The 14336-nt window shown below is 49.9% G+C and carries 14 protein-coding genes; 10 read left to right on the top strand and 4 right to left on the bottom strand.

Annotated features, from left to right (window positions below; genetic code table 11):
- Window positions 1-65: 65 nt before the first annotated feature.
- From rnm to rluB, 3 genes are all read left to right on the top strand, one after another.
- Window positions 66-947, top strand: a complete 882-nt coding sequence (rnm, locus tag GBAG_RS10150) for an RNase RNM (protein ID WP_034495675.1) — start codon at window positions 66-68, stop codon at window positions 945-947.
- Window positions 944-1564 carry an L-threonylcarbamoyladenylate synthase gene (locus tag GBAG_RS10145; protein ID WP_034495673.1) on the top strand — a complete coding sequence of 207 codons (621 nt, stop codon included), beginning with the start codon at window positions 944-946 and terminating at the stop codon, window positions 1562-1564. The genes rnm and GBAG_RS10145 overlap by 4 nt, the downstream gene beginning before the upstream one ends.
- 95 nt (window positions 1565-1659) lie before the next feature.
- Window positions 1660-2541, top strand: a complete 882-nt coding sequence (gene rluB / locus GBAG_RS10140) for a 23S rRNA pseudouridine(2605) synthase RluB (protein ID WP_034495672.1) — start codon at window positions 1660-1662, stop codon at window positions 2539-2541.
- Between the two features lie 35 nt (window positions 2542-2576).
- On the opposite strand, the gene cobO is transcribed toward rluB, so the two are convergent.
- Both cobO and GBAG_RS10130 read right to left on the bottom strand, forming a co-directional pair.
- Complete coding sequence (cobO, locus tag GBAG_RS10135) at window positions 2577-3167, bottom strand: cob(I)yrinic acid a,c-diamide adenosyltransferase (protein ID WP_034495671.1); 591 nt, start codon at window positions 3165-3167, stop codon at window positions 2577-2579.
- A complete protein-coding gene (locus GBAG_RS10130; RefSeq protein WP_034495669.1) occupies window positions 3164-3925 on the bottom strand; it encodes a YciK family oxidoreductase in 762 nt (253 codons plus the stop codon). Before GBAG_RS10130 ends, cobO begins: the two co-directional genes overlap by 4 nt.
- Before the next feature lie 271 nt (window positions 3926-4196).
- Here GBAG_RS10130 and sohB point away from each other — a divergent pair, with 271 nt between their 5' ends.
- Complete coding sequence (gene sohB / locus GBAG_RS10125; protein ID WP_034495668.1) at window positions 4197-5246, top strand: protease SohB; 1050 nt, start codon at window positions 4197-4199, stop codon at window positions 5244-5246.
- A gap of 51 nt (window positions 5247-5297) precedes the next feature.
- Here the strand turns inward: sohB and GBAG_RS10120 are convergent, their stop codons facing one another.
- A complete protein-coding gene (locus GBAG_RS10120; RefSeq protein WP_034495667.1) occupies window positions 5298-5549 on the bottom strand; it encodes a YciN family protein in 252 nt (83 codons plus the stop codon).
- Window positions 5550-5950: 401 nt separating this feature from the next.
- Between GBAG_RS10120 and topA the strand changes: the two genes are divergently transcribed.
- The 6 genes from topA to acnA all read left to right on the top strand — a co-directional run bounded on the left by topA (window position 5951) and on the right by acnA (window position 13485).
- Window positions 5951-8548 (top strand): type I DNA topoisomerase, encoded by a 2598-nt coding sequence (gene topA / locus GBAG_RS10110; RefSeq protein WP_034495665.1) that lies wholly within the window; start codon window positions 5951-5953, stop codon window positions 8546-8548.
- Window positions 8549-8740: 192 nt separating this feature from the next.
- On the top strand, window positions 8741-9715 hold the full coding sequence (cysB, locus tag GBAG_RS10105) for an HTH-type transcriptional regulator CysB (protein ID WP_034495664.1): 975 nt from the start codon (window positions 8741-8743) through the stop codon (window positions 9713-9715).
- Window positions 9716-10031: 316 nt separating this feature from the next.
- On the top strand, window positions 10032-10193 hold the full coding sequence (locus GBAG_RS23170) for a YmiA family putative membrane protein (protein WP_115628448.1): 162 nt from the start codon (window positions 10032-10034) through the stop codon (window positions 10191-10193).
- A 2-nt stretch (window positions 10194-10195) separates the two neighbouring features.
- A complete protein-coding gene (locus GBAG_RS22730; protein WP_156104875.1) occupies window positions 10196-10366 on the top strand; it encodes a hypothetical protein in 171 nt (56 codons plus the stop codon).
- A gap of 161 nt (window positions 10367-10527) precedes the next feature.
- On the top strand, window positions 10528-10626 hold the full coding sequence (gene ymiC / locus GBAG_RS23165) for a small membrane protein YmiC (protein ID WP_273693565.1): 99 nt from the start codon (window positions 10528-10530) through the stop codon (window positions 10624-10626).
- Between the two features lie 183 nt (window positions 10627-10809).
- Entirely contained in the window at window positions 10810-13485 is a 2676-nt protein-coding gene (gene acnA, locus GBAG_RS10100) for an aconitate hydratase AcnA (RefSeq protein WP_034495663.1), read from the top strand.
- A gap of 36 nt (window positions 13486-13521) precedes the next feature.
- Here acnA and ribA read toward each other — a convergent pair whose 3' ends face one another.
- A complete protein-coding gene (gene ribA, locus GBAG_RS10095) occupies window positions 13522-14115 on the bottom strand; it encodes a GTP cyclohydrolase II (protein WP_034495662.1) in 594 nt (197 codons plus the stop codon).
- Window positions 14116-14336: the final 221 nt, after the last annotated feature.

Below are 14336 nucleotides of genomic sequence, written 5' to 3'. Positions count from 1 at the left end.
TAGTTATTGCCGAATATCGTTATTATGAGCGGCGTTTTCTTTTTATTAACACACCCGGAGCCATTTTGAGCGAACCCACACTAGCGGTGATTTACGACTTACATAGCCATACCACCGCGTCAGATGGCTTGTTAACGCCCGAAGCGCTGGTGAAGCGTGCAGTAGAAATGCGAGTGGGTATTCTGGCAATCACTGACCATGACACAGTAGCCGGAATTGGCGCTGCAAGGGAAGCGGTATCACGCCTGCAACTGCCCCTGCGCGTGATCAGCGGTGTGGAGATTTCCACCGTCTGGGAAAATCATGAAATCCATATCGTTGGATTGGGTGTTGATGAACATCATCCCGTTCTGACAGAATTTTTAGCGCAGCAAAGCGAGCGCCGTGTTCAACGTGCGGCCTTGATCGCAGAACGGCTTGAAAAAGCCCATATCCCCGGTGCGCTGGAAGGTGCAATGCGTCATGCCAACGGCGGAGAAGTCACCCGTGGGCATTTCGCGCGTTATCTGGTGGAGTGCGGGAAAGCCAATACCATGGCCGATGTGTTTAAGAAATATCTTGCAAAAGGGAAAACCGGTTACGTTCCGCCACAGTGGTGTACAATAGAACAAGCTATTGATGTCATTCATCATTCTGGCGGACAAGCGGTTCTGGCACATCCAGGCCGTTATGACCTTACCGCTAAATGGCTGAAAAGATTGCTGGCGCAGTTTGCCGAAAGTGGTGGCGATGCCATGGAAGTCGCCCAGTGTCAGCAAGCCCCCAATGAGCGCACCCAACTTGCGAGTTACGCACAGCAATTTAATTTGCTGGCGTCGCAAGGCTCAGATTTCCATATGCCATGTGCGTGGATTGAGCTTGGGCGCAAGCTCTGGCTGCCCGGTGGCGTCGAGCCGGTCTGGCAGAATTGGGAGAAAAGTTATAGCGAAAAAGAGAGGGCACTATGAGTCAATTTTTCTATATTCATCCGGATAACCCGCAACAGCGCCTGATTAACCAGGCGGTAGAAATTGTTCGCAAGGGCGGCGTCATTGTTTATCCCACCGATTCGGGTTATGCGCTGGGGTGTAAACTGGAAGATAAGTCGGCGATGGAGCGCATTTGCCGTATTCGCCAGTTACCTGACGGGCACAACTTCACCCTGATGTGTCGCGACCTGTCGGAGCTTTCGACCTACGCATTTGTCGATAACGTGGCGTTTCGCTTAATCAAAAATAATACGCCGGGCAATTACACGTTTATTCTCAAAGGCACGAAAGAAGTCCCGCGCCGTTTGTTGCAGGAAAAGCGCAAAACTATTGGTCTGCGCGTGCCTTCAAACCCGATTGCGCTGGCACTGCTCGAAGTGCTGAACGAGCCGATGCTATCGACGTCGCTGATGCTGCCAGGAAGTGAATTTACCGAGTCTGACCCGGAAGAGATTAAAGACAGACTCGAGAAAGTTGTCGATTTAGTGATTCACGGCGGTTACCTCGGCCAGCAACCGACAACGGTGGTGGATTTGACCGACGATTCACCGGTTGTTATCCGCGAAGGCGCGGGCGATGCAAAACCTTTCTTATAAGTTCGTCTGCGGCTATACTGTCCGGCCTAAAATGGGGCTATCAGGCCCCATTACCCCAATTCGACGCCTGTGAAGGCGACACCCGAGGAAGCTCAATGAGCGATAAGAGCGAAAAGTTACAAAAAGTTTTAGCCCGTGCTGGTCATGGTTCCCGTCGTGAGATTGAAACAATTATCTCCGCAGGCCGTGTCAGTGTGGATGGCAAAATTGCCAAATTAGGCGACCGTGTTGAAGTGACACATGCGCTGAAAATCCGTATTGATGGTCACCTGATTTCTATTAAAGAATCTGCTGAACAAATTTGCCGCGTGTTGGCTTATTACAAGCCAGAAGGCGAATTATGTACGCGTAATGACCCTGAAGGGCGTCCAACCGTATTTGACCGTTTACCAAAATTGCGCGGCGCGCGTTGGATTGCGGTCGGTCGTCTGGATGTGAATACCTGTGGTTTACTGCTTTTCACCACTGATGGTGAGCTGGCAAACCGCCTGATGCACCCAAGCCGTGAAGTTGAGCGTGAATACGCGGTGCGTGTATTTGGCGAAATTGACGACGACAAAGTGAAACAGTTGGGTCGTGGCGTGCAGCTTGAAGATGGCCCAGCGGCATTCAAAACCATCAAATTTACCGGTGGTGAAGGGATTAACCAGTGGTACAACGTGACTCTGACCGAAGGCCGCAACCGTGAAGTGCGTCGCCTGTGGGAAGCGGTTGGTGTGCAGGTTAGCCGTCTGATTCGTGTGCGTTACGGTGACATTCAGTTGCCGAAAGGCCTGCCGCGTGGCGGTTATACCGAACTCGATCTGGGGCAAACTAACTACCTGCGTAAATTGGTAGAACTGCCTGAAGAGACAGAAAGCAAAGTGGCGGTTGAAAAAGACCGTCGTCGTATGAAAGCGAATCAGATTCGCCGTGCGGTTAAACGCCATACGCAAACCACGGGTGGCGGCGGTCGTCGCGGTGGTCGCAGCAGCTAAAATACAAACCCCTCAGTTGAGGGGTTTTTTAATGCTTAATAATCAATACCGATTTGCGCTTTAACACCCGCATCAAACGCGTGCTTCACAGGCCGTAACTCGCTGACGGTATCTGCGATTTCAAGAATATCCCGATGACATCCACGTCCGGTAATAATCACCGTCTGGCTCTCTGGACGCTGTGTCAGGGCCGTCAGCACCTCTTCCAGCGGTAAATAGTCATAGGCCACCATGTAGGTGATTTCGTCGAGAATAACCATATCCAGTGAGCTGTCTGCCAACATACGCTTTGCATGCTCCCACACTTCCACGCACGCTGCGGTATCCGTTTCGCGGTTTTGTGTATCCCAGGTAAAACCGGTCGCCATCACCTGAAATTCCACGCCTAATGGCTCCAGTAAATTGCGTTCGCCATTCGGCCATTGGCCTTTGATGAATTGGATAACGCCGACTTTTTTGCCGTGCCCGACTGCGCGTGTGGCGGTGCCGAAAGCGGCTGTCGTTTTACCTTTACCGTTTCCGGTAAAGACAATCACAATCCCGCGTTCTTCTTGCGCTGCTGCGACGCGGGCATCCACTTTTTCTTTCTGGCGCTGTTGGCGCTGCTGGTAACGATCTTCACTCATTCGGAAATTCCTGGTTTACGATTGGGTTGAGCATCAAAGCTCATGCCTGTTTTGCGGCGGCTGTCATCGCCCATTAGCCAAAGATAGAGCGGCATTAAATCACGTGGCGTTTTCAGTTTTTCGGGGTCTTCGGTCGGGAATGCACTTGCGCGCATAGCAGTTCGCGTTCCGCCTGGGTTAATACAATTAACGCGTAAATTATGCTGCTTATACTCTTCTGCGAGCACCTGCATCATGCCCTCAGTCGCGAATTTTGATACCGCATAGGCACCCCAGCCCGCGCGGCCCTGACGACCGACACTCGAACTGGTGAACACCAGTGAGCCTGAGTCTGATTTGAGTAATAAAGGAAGCAAAGCCTGTGTCAGGAAGAAAGTCACATTCACATTGACCTGCATCACAGCCTGCCACGTTTGCGGATCTTGCTCGTCCATTGGCCGAATATCGCCGAGGATCCCGGCATTATGCAGGACGCCATCCAGGCGGGGAATTAACCCTGAAAGCTTGTGTGCCAGACTCTGGCAATCATCAGGTGTCGCCGTGGCAAAATCGAGAATAAACCAGTGGGGAAGGCTGCCGTAGCGGGTCTGTAGTTCATGGGCAACGCTGCGCAGTTTTTCTTCGTTACGACCCAGTAATATGACGCTGGCACCGTATCTGGCGTAAGTTAGTGCGGCTTCTCGACCGATGCCATCGCTGGCCCCGGTGACTAAAATGATGCGGTTTTGCAGTAAGTCGGTCTTCGGTTGATAGTGCACATTCAACTCCTCGCGTGATGTGTCGCTCACGTCTTGATTCTCAGAAATACCTGGGTATGCATGGGCTTTACGCTTTATGCCTGAAAGGGCTTGTTATTTCAATCAGGCAACAGGAGACAATACCTTTGATTAACATTTTGCAAAAGTTTCATTTTATTAAAAACGTTCAGGAAGCAGGCTCGCAGCATTTATAGTTGCTTGCAGACGCGGAATCACCGCTCGGTTACACTGAGCAGAAGATATTTAATGTCCTGAATGGAAGGCGGAAAGCGTGGATTTGATTGCAAACTATGGGCTTTTTTTGGCGAAAATCGTCACGGTCGTTGCGGCTATTGGCATTCTTGTCACAATAATCGTGAATGTTGCCGGGCGTAAAAGACACCAACGTGGGGAATTACGTCTCACCAATTTAAGTGAACAATACCAGGAAATGCAGGAAGAAATGCAGGTCGCAAGACTTGATGGTCATCAGCAGAAACTCTGGCATAAAACCCAAAAGAAAAAACATAAGCTGGAAGCTAAACAAGCCAAAGCGCGTGCTAAACGTGGCGAAACGGTTATTTCTGACAAACCGACGCTTTATGTTCTGGATTTTAAAGGAAGTATGGATGCGCATGAAGTCACTTCCTTACGTGAAGAAATCACAGCCGTGCTGGCGGTAGTCAAACCCGAAGATGAGGTTTTACTCCGTCTGGAAAGCCCTGGCGGTGTGGTGCATGGTTATGGGCTGGCGGCATCACAGTTGCAGCGTTTGCGTGAGAGCAAAGTGCGCCTGACGGTTGCTGTCGATAAAGTCGCGGCTAGCGGCGGTTATATGATGGCGTGCGTGGCAGATAAAATCGTTGCCGCTCCGTTTTCTATTATTGGTTCGATTGGCGTGGTGGCTCAGGTGCCTAACTTCCACCGCTTGCTGAAACGCAATGATATTGATGTCGAACTGCATACTGCTGGTCAGTACAAACGTACTCTGACTTTGTTTGGTGAAAACACCGAGCAGGGGCGTGAAAAATTCCGTGAAGACCTGAATGAAACACATCTGCTATTTAAGCAGTTTGTGCATGACATGCGTCCATCACTGGATATTGATTCTGTTGCAACGGGCGAGCACTGGTACGGCACGCAGGCACTGGAAAAAGGTTTGATTGATGCGGTAAGCACCAGCGACGACCTGCTGATTGGCCTGATGAAAAATCACGATGTGATTAATGTGCACTACACGCGCCGCAAAAAAATGATGGATCGTTTCACCGGTAGCGCGGCTAACAGTTTAGATAATCTGTTGTTGCGCTGGTGGCAGCGTGGTGAAAAACCACTGTTGTAATCAGATTTGAGGTGAAAGTAGAAACGAGGCCATTTGGCCTCGTTATTTTACTTAGTCTTGCAGGTGATATTTCTCTGCAAACACATGCGCAAGATGCTTGAACATATTAAATACTGCGGTGCTTTTCCCGGTAGGTAAGCCTTGCTCATCAAGGAAGTATTCACCTTTGAATACCAGCACCCCGTTTTTTTGTTCAACGTCCGTTGCTTCCATTCCATGCATGAAATCTTCATGAGCACGGATCACTTTATTGGCTTCAACGAGTAGCGACTGTTTATCGATAGGTTGAGTGGTTGGTAGCATGATTTCCTCCTTTAAAAACTGGCAGTAGTGTACTTCCGCTATACTGCAAAGGGCAATATCTCCCTGTAAACCTAAGGTGATTTAATCAGTTTACTGTGCTGGCAGGAATCCGGGTTGCATGCTAATAAAGTTGCGTAACTCATTTTATCAGGTAGAGTGTGACGCTTTCGCAAATCTGGCAACGGAATTGCTTGACATTCAACCAAAGTTCCGTCGTGCTATGTCACCGGTGCGAAAGACTCGTTATCTCAATCACCTGCGAATGTTCGCTAATCAGCCGGTGGATGAAAAAAGAGTTGATATCCATTGACGCTGCCGCAATATAAAAAAGCGCGTCGCCAGTGGAAGGTGTGATTAGTGTGCGACGTCTCCTGGAAGAATTACATTAGGTAAAGGTGAATATGGGTAAAGCTCTCGTCATCGTTGAGTCCCCGGCAAAAGCCAAAACGATCAACAAATATCTCGGTAATGACTACGTGGTTAAGTCCAGCGTCGGTCATATCCGTGATTTGCCGACCAGTGGATCAACCACCAAGAAGAGCGCTGACTCCGCCTCCACCAAAGGGACCAAAAAGGTCAAAAAGGATGAACGCGGCGCGCTCGTAAATCGTATGGGTGTCGATCCATGGCACAACTGGGAAGCACAGTACGAAGTGCTGCCTGGTAAGGAAAAAGTGGTTTCAGAACTGAAGTCACTGGCTGAAAAAGCAGACCATATCTATCTCGCAACCGACCTTGACCGCGAAGGGGAAGCCATTGCATGGCACCTGCGGGAAGTTATCGGTGGGGATGAAACGCGTTACAGCCGTGTTGTGTTTAACGAGATCACAAAAAATGCAATTCAACAGGCCTTCGAAAAGCCGGGCGAATTGAATATTGACCGTGTTAACGCACAGCAGGCGCGTCGTTTTATGGACCGCGTTGTGGGTTACATGGTGTCTCCGCTGCTGTGGAAAAAAATTGCCCGTGGTCTTTCTGCTGGCCGCGTACAGTCCGTTGCTGTGCGTCTGGTTGTTGACCGTGAACGTGAAATTAAAGCGTTCGTACCGGAAGAGTACTGGGAAGTTGACGCGAATCTGACAACGCCGAAAGGCGATAGTTTGCCGGTTCAGGTCAGCCACCATAAAGACAAGCCGTTCCGCCCGGTTAACCGCGAGCAGACAATGTCTGCGGTTAGCGAGTTGGAAAAAGCGCGTTACACCGTGCTTGAGCGTGAAGATAAACCGACCAGCAGCAAACCTGGTGCGCCGTTTATCACCTCCACGTTGCAACAGGCTGCAAGCACCCGTCTTGGTTTTGGTGTGAAGAAAACCATGATGATGGCGCAGCGTCTGTATGAAGCGGGTCATATCACTTACATGCGTACTGACTCAACCAACTTGAGCCAGGATGCAGTGAGTATGGTTCGTGGGTATATCGAAGAGAGTTTCGGTAAGAAATATCTCCCGGAAGCCGCGAATCAGTACTCCAGCAAAGAAAACTCTCAGGAAGCGCACGAAGCGATTCGTCCTTCTGATGTGAGTGTCGTTGCTGAGTCGCTTAAAGATATGGAAGCTGACGCGCAGAAACTTTACCAGTTGATCTGGCGCCAGTTTGTGGCGTGTCAGATGACACCAGCGCAATACGATTCCACCACTTTGACGGTGCAAGCAGGTGACTTCCGCCTTAAAACGCGTGGCCGTACGCTGCGTTTTGATGGCTGGACTAAAGTCATGCCTGCACTGCGCAAAGGCGATGAAGACCGTACTTTACCCGCCGTTGAACAGGGTGATGAGCTCGCGCTGGTTGAAGTTATTCCTGGGCAGCACTTTACAAAACCACCGGCTCGCTTTAGCGAAGCTTCGTTGGTTAAAGAGTTGGAAAAGCGTGGCATTGGCCGTCCGTCTACTTACGCGTCAATCATTTCCACCATCCAGGATCGTGGCTATGTGCGTGTAGAGAACCGCCGCTTCTACGCTGAAAAGATGGGTGAAATAGTTACTGACCGCCTGGAAGAAAACTTCCGTGAGCTGATGAACTACGATTTCACCGCGCAGATGGAAAGCAGCCTTGACCAGGTGGCCAATAATCAGGCCGAGTGGAAAGGGGTGCTGGATAACTTCTTTAGCGACTTCAGCGAACAGCTTGGTAAAGCTGAACTGGATCCGGAAGAAGGCGGTATGCGTCCAAACCAGATGGTTCTGACCAGTATTGATTGCCCGACCTGTGGTCGTGAAATGGGTATTCGTACTGCCAGCACTGGTGTGTTCCTGGGTTGTTCTGGTTATGCACTGCCGCCGAAAGAACGCTGCAAAACCACCATCAACCTGGTGCCGGAAAACGAAGTTCTCAACGTGCTGGAAGGCGATGACGCGGAAACTAACGCCCTGCGTGCGAAGCGTCGTTGCGTGAAGTGTGGCACTGCGATGGACAGCTACCTCATCGATCCGAAACGTAAACTTCACGTCTGTGGTAATAACCCGACGTGTGATGGTTACGAAATCGAAGAGGGCGAATTCCGCATCAAGGGTTATGACGGCCCAATCGTTGAGTGTGAGAAATGTGGTTCTGAAATGCACCTGAAAATGGGGCGTTTCGGTAAGTACATGGCTTGTACCAATGACGATTGCAAAAATACGCGTAAGATCCTGCGTAATGGCGAAGTGGCACCTCCGAAGGAAGATCCGGTTCCATTGCCTGAGTTGCCTTGCGAGAAGTCCGACGCTTACTTTGTTCTGCGTGATGGCGCGGCGGGTGTTTTCCTTGCGGCAAACACTTTCCCTAAATCGCGTGAAACACGTGCGCCGCTGGTCGAAGAGCTTTATCGCTTCCGCGACCGCCTGCCAGAAAAACTGCGTTATCTGGCCGACGCACCACAGCAAGATGCAGACGGCAACAAAGCGGTTGTTCGCTTTAGCCGTAAGACTAAGCAACAGTATGTTTCTTCTGAAAAAGAAGGCAAAGCGACTGGCTGGTCAGCATTCTTTGTTGATGGTAAGTGGGTTGAAGGTAAGAAGTAACTAGCCTTCAGACGCAAAAGCCGGGGCCGATGCTCCGGCTTTTTTATATCCTTTTATATAACCTGATTATTATTTTTTCTTTCTAACTATACATAGATAGTATAAGTGATATAGTAATCCGAGAGAATTTCACCTTGTCTGAATCCCTGCCACCGCACGTGTCGGGGCTGTTTTTACTGCGGATGGAACGTCATGAAACTACAGCAACTTCGTTATATCGTAGAGGTGGTAAATCACAACCTCAACGTCTCGTCGACGGCAGAAGGGCTTTACACTTCTCAGCCGGGGATCAGTAAACAAGTTCGTATGTTGGAAGACGAACTGGGGATTCAGATCTTTGCACGTAGCGGCAAACACCTGACTCAGGTAACGCCTGCGGGGCAGGAGATTATCCGTATTGCCCGCGAAGTGTTGTCAAAAGTTGAAGCCATTAAGTCCGTGGCGGGTGAGCATACCTGGCCGGACAAGGGTTCATTGTATGTCGCGACGACCCATACACAGGCGCGTTACGCGCTGCCAAATGTGATTAAAGGGTTTATTGAGCGCTATCCACGCGTTTCCCTTCACATGCATCAGGGTTCGCCTACGCAGATTGCTGAAGCGGTATCCAAGGGTAATGCGGATTTTGCTATTGCGACTGAAGCTCTGCATCTCTACGATGATTTAGTGATGCTGCCGTGCTACCACTGGAACCGTTCGATTGTGGTGACGCCGGATCACCCGCTGGCATCGAAAGAGTCGGTTTCCATCGAAGAGTTGGCTCAATATCCGTTAGTCACCTACACCTTCGGTTTCACCGGGCGTTCCGAATTAGACACTGCATTTAACCGTGCCGGATTAACGCCGCGAATTGTCTTCACGGCAACAGATGCTGATGTGATTAAAACCTACGTGCGTTTGGGCTTAGGTGTGGGGGTTATTGCCAGTATGGCGGTTGATCCGGTTTCTGACCCGGACCTGGTGCGTATTGAAGCGCAGGGCGTTTTCAGCCACAGCACCACGAAAATAGGTTTCCGCCGCAGCACTTTCTTGCGCAGTTACATGTATGATTTTATTCAGCGTTTTGCGCCGCACCTGACGCGTGATGTTGTCGATACCGCCGTTGCTTTGCGTTCAAATGAAGATATTGAAGCCATGTTTAAAGATATTAAATTACCGGCTAAATAATATCTGAAGGTATCTTTTCTCCCAGGAAAGATACCTCTTCTCTTTGCATTAAAGAATATGATTCATCCCTTCCAGTTTTAAATATCCCTCAAATCTTTATTACCCATACTTTTTAAGTGGTTAATCTGTCTCAATTAAGAGACAAACGTAGATAATAATTAACTACCCTGCAAATTTATTGTTTCAATTATTTATTTCAGGTCAAAAGATTAAATCTTTTCCTGCATTCGGGAAGCAATTTCGCTGGCTTTTGTACTAGAGTTTCTTTAGGATTAATCCCATCAGGCGATTAATTATACCGATTGTTTAAGATTTTATGATAAGTGGTGCCGATTGTATGAGGTTAGCAATGCCTTCAGGAAGTGAAGAACCGCAGAGGGAAACAGGGCTAAAACGTAAAGCCTGGATGGCGGTGTTTTTGGTATCAGGTCTGTTCTGGCTTGTCGTTGCAGTGGCAGCCTGGCATTTTTGGGGGTAACAATGACTTCCTTTGCTCAAACACAAGCACAGAAAACGGTGCGTCAGAAAGATGACAAACCACAACAAGAAGCGAAACCTGGAAAAGTTCAGGTGCCTGAGTCATGGCAACTGACGCAACAACAAAAAGACTTTATCGATCTGTTTTCAACAGACGAACATATTAAACAATAAATATAATTCTCATTTACCTTTATTTAACTTGCTGTCAGTCACACTTTATAATTAAGCGTGATTAAGAGCACACTCTTTAAGTAATCACTACACACAGCAATATTCAAATCGACTGATTAATTATTCAGTCACAGTGTTTACTAAAATAAAGAGAGCGGCTTATGAATACTCACTGTAGCGTCAAGTACTGGTCATGGTTTACCGCATTTACTGTTTCGTTAGCCTTTTGGGCGCAAATGGTTTGGATGCTGACTCAGTAACACTTTCTTGATTGTGCCCTGGTTCTCTGCCGGGGCGCTGATTCACTCCTCCTTTCCCTTTACACTTCTCGATTTATCAATTTGGGTTGTTATCAAATCGTTACGACATCTTTGTGTTATCTTTAATACTGTCCCTGATCTTCATCCGGGATACCGCTATCCTAAGAAATTTATGGAGGAGCTATGTCGTTAACCCTACGAGAAGCCAGTAAGGACACTTTACAGGCGCTGAATAAAACCTATCACTATTACAGCTTGCCGCTGGCCGCAAAAGAACTTGGGGATATCACCCGGTTACCCAAGTCGTTAAAAGTTTTGCTCGAAAACCTGCTGCGCTGGCAGGATGAAGATTCTGTCACTCAAGATGACATTCACGCGCTGGCCGCCTGGCTGAAAGACGCTCACGCGGACCGTGAAATTGCTTATCGCCCAGCTCGCGTACTGATGCAAGATTTCACCGGTGTCCCGGCGGTGGTTGACTTAGCCGCCATGCGTGAAGCGGTTAAACGCCTCGGTGGCGATGTGGCCAAAGTTAACCCGCTTTCCCCTGTGGACCTGGTCATTGACCACTCGGTGACTGTCGATCACTTTGGCGACGATGATGCATTTGAGGAGAACGTGCGCCTCGAAATGGAGCGCAACCATGAGCGCTATGTCTTCCTGCGTTGGGGGCAGCAAGCTTTCAGTCGCTTCAGCGTTGTGCCACCGGGAACCGGTATTTGTCACCAGGTTAACCTGGAATATCTCGGTAAAGCCGTGTGGAGTGAAATGCAGGGGGATGAGCTGGTGGCTTATCCTGACACGCTGGTGGGGACTGACTCCCATACCACCATGATCAACGGTCTCGGAGTTTTGGGCTGGGGCGTAGGGGGGATTGAAGCCGAAGCGGCCATGCTCGGCCAGCCGGTTTCAATGCTTATTCCGGATGTGGTCGGCTTTAAACTTGACGGTAAATTGCGCGAAGGCATTACCGCGACAGACCTGGTTTTGACCGTTACGCAAATGCTACGCAAACACGGCGTTGTGGGCAAGTTCGTTGAATTCTACGGCGACGGGCTGGACACTTTACCCCTGGCCGATCGCGCAACAATTGCCAACATGGCTCCTGAATATGGTGCCACCTGCGGTTTCTTCCCGATTGACGCTGTGACGCTGGATTATATGCGTCTGAGTGGACGCAGCGAAGAGCAGATAGCATTGGTTGAGGCGTATTCCAAAGCCCAGGGCATGTGGCGAAATACCGGCGATGAACCGGTATTTACCAGCACTCTGGCGCTGGATATGAATGAAGTTGAAGCAAGCCTGGCGGGGCCAAAACGTCCGCAGGATCGCGTTGCGCTGGGCGATGTCCCGAAAGCGTTCAACGCCAGCAATGAACTCGAACTCAACTCCTCTCACAAAGACCGTGCGCCGGTGAATTACACCATGGGTGGGCGCGAATACCAGTTGCCTGATGGCGCGGTGGTCATTTCTGCGATTACTTCTTGCACTAACACCTCAAACCCCAGTGTTCTGATGGCTGCAGGGTTGCTGGCTAAGAAAGCGGTGACTTTAGGTTTAAAACGCCAGCCTTGGGTAAAAGCGTCGCTGGCGCCTGGCTCAAAAGTGGTTTCGGATTACCTGGCGAAGGCCCGATTGACACCTTATCTCGATGAATTAGGTTTTAATCTGGTGGGATACGGTTGTACCACGTGCATCGGGAACTCTGGCCCATTACCGGACCCTATTGAACAAGCAATCAAGAAGGGCGATTTGACCGTGGGGGCCGTGCTTTCGGGGAACCGTAACTTTGAAGGGCGAATTCATCCATTGGTGAAAACCAACTGGCTCGCATCCCCTCCACTGGTGGTGGCTTATGCTCTGGCTGGGAACATGAATATTAATCTGACCACCGACCCACTTGGTCATGACCTCAAAGGCGAGCCGGTTTATCTCAAAGATATTTGGCCGACCAGCCAGGAAATAGCTCGTGCGGTCGCACAGGTGACAACGGAAATGTTCCACAAAGAATATGCCGAAGTCTTCCTGGGGACACCTGAATGGCAAAGCATCGAGGTGGACCGTTCAAATACTTACGGCTGGCAAAGCGATTCTACCTACATTCGCCTGTCGCCATTCTTTGATGATATGGAAGCCACACCAAAACCCGTACCGGAGATTCATGGTGCGCGCGTTTTGGCGATCCTCGGCGACTCGGTGACCACAGACCATATTTCACCTGCCGGTAGCATCAAGCCAGACAGTCCGGCTGGGCGCTATCTGCAAAACCATGGCGTTGAGCGTAAAGATTTTAACTCTTATGGCTCACGACGCGGCAACCATGAAGTGATGATGCGCGGCACGTTTGCCAATATTCGCATTCGCAATGAAATGGTGCCGGGAGTTGAAGGGGGCATGACGCGATTGTTACCGGGCGATGAGGTTGTCTCGATTTATGATGCGGCAATGAAATACCGCGATAAAGGGATCCCGCTTGCCGTGTTTGCCGGTAAAGAATATGGCTCCGGTTCTAGCCGTGACTGGGCGGCAAAAGGGCCGCGATTACTGGGTGTGCGGGTCGTTATTGCCGAGTCCTTCGAGCGAATTCACCGTTCCAACCTGATTGGTATGGGGATTCTTCCGCTGGAGTTTCCGCAGGGCGTGACGCGTAAAACGTTGGGGCTGACGGGCGAGGAGTTTATCGATATCACTGGCCTGAACGAACTGGTGCCCGGGACTACGGTGCCGGTGTCATTAACCTTTGCCGATGGTAGAAAAGAGGTGATTGAGTGTCGCTGCCGAATTGATACCAGTAATGAACTGACGTACTTCAAAAATGATGGGATTTTGCATTACGTGATTCGTAACATGCTGAAGTAGTAGAAATTCTCCCCCAGCGATGGGGGAGAAAACAGCTTATTCTTTGGACAGTAAATGACCCATTTTGGCCGCTTTGGTATCCAGATAATGCGCGTTCTTCGGGTTGCGACCCACAATAAGTGGCACTCGCTCAGTGATGTTAATTCCTGCCTCAGAAAGAATCTCAACCTTGCGCGGGTTGTTGGTCAGCAAGCGTACCGCATCGATACCCAATAATTTAAACATGTCTGCGCACAGCGTGAAGTCGCGTTCATCGGCAGCAAAACCGAGTTGGTGGTTCGCTTCAACGGTGTCGTAGCCTTTATCCTGCAACGCGTAGGCGCGAATTTTATTCAGTAGGCCAATGTTGCGTCCTTCCTGGCGGTGATACAGCAACACACCGCGACCTTGTTCAGCAATTTGAGCCAGAGCTGCTTCAAGCTGGAAACCACAGTCGCAGCGCAGGCTGAAAAGGGCGTCGCCCGTCAGACACTCTGAATGTACACGCGCCAGAACAGAATCATTTCCAGTAATGTCACCAAAAACCAGTGCAACGTGATCTTGCCCGGTTGCCAGTTCTTCAAAACCCACCATCAGGAAATCGCCCCATGGGGTAGGCAGTTTGGCTTCTGCCACACGTTTAAGCTGCATGTGATTCTCCAGGTACTCTTATTGGCTCACGAAGTATTGACTCGCGTGATACCTGCCAGCTTTCTGGCTTGTTAAATTCCTATTGGCTATTTTGCCACAACGCCGGGCACTTCGCCTAATTGACTGGGCGCACTCCTATTTTTACGCTTAAAGTCACGCCACGTTTTCCCATCGGTGCGCTTTATCGGGTATTCTTAATGCTCAAATTGCATAAGGAAAAG

This window comes from Buttiauxella agrestis ATCC 33320 (assembly GCF_000735355.1).
Taxonomy (GTDB): domain Bacteria; phylum Pseudomonadota; class Gammaproteobacteria; order Enterobacterales; family Enterobacteriaceae; genus Buttiauxella; species Buttiauxella agrestis.
The sequence above is the reverse complement of the archived record's forward strand: the minus strand, read 5'-3'. Positions and strand labels throughout refer to the sequence as shown.

Bases quoted from the DNA above. Each gene is read 5' to 3' on its own strand.
- GBAG_RS23170 (WP_115628448.1), top strand. From the start codon at position 10,032: ATGATAAGTGGTGCCGATTGTATGAGGTTAGCAATGCCTTCAGGAAGT.
- cobO (WP_034495671.1), bottom strand. From the start codon at position 3,167: ATGAGTGAAGATCGTTACCAGCAGCGCCAACAGCGCCAGAAAGAAAAA.
- ribA (WP_034495662.1), bottom strand. From the start codon at position 14,115: ATGCAGCTTAAACGTGTGGCAGAAGCCAAACTGCCTACCCCATGGGGC.
- ymiC (WP_273693565.1), top strand. From the start codon at position 10,528: ATGAATACTCACTGTAGCGTCAAGTACTGGTCATGGTTTACCGCATTT.
- GBAG_RS10120 (WP_034495667.1), bottom strand. From the start codon at position 5,549: ATGCTACCAACCACTCAACCTATCGATAAACAGTCGCTACTCGTTGAA.
- GBAG_RS22730 (WP_156104875.1), top strand. From the start codon at position 10,196: ATGACTTCCTTTGCTCAAACACAAGCACAGAAAACGGTGCGTCAGAAA.
- rluB (WP_034495672.1), top strand. From the start codon at position 1,660: ATGAGCGATAAGAGCGAAAAGTTACAAAAAGTTTTAGCCCGTGCTGGT.
- topA (WP_034495665.1), top strand. From the start codon at position 5,951: ATGGGTAAAGCTCTCGTCATCGTTGAGTCCCCGGCAAAAGCCAAAACG.
- cysB (WP_034495664.1), top strand. From the start codon at position 8,741: ATGAAACTACAGCAACTTCGTTATATCGTAGAGGTGGTAAATCACAAC.
- acnA (WP_034495663.1), top strand. From the start codon at position 10,810: ATGTCGTTAACCCTACGAGAAGCCAGTAAGGACACTTTACAGGCGCTG.
- GBAG_RS10145 (WP_034495673.1), top strand. From the start codon at position 944: ATGAGTCAATTTTTCTATATTCATCCGGATAACCCGCAACAGCGCCTG.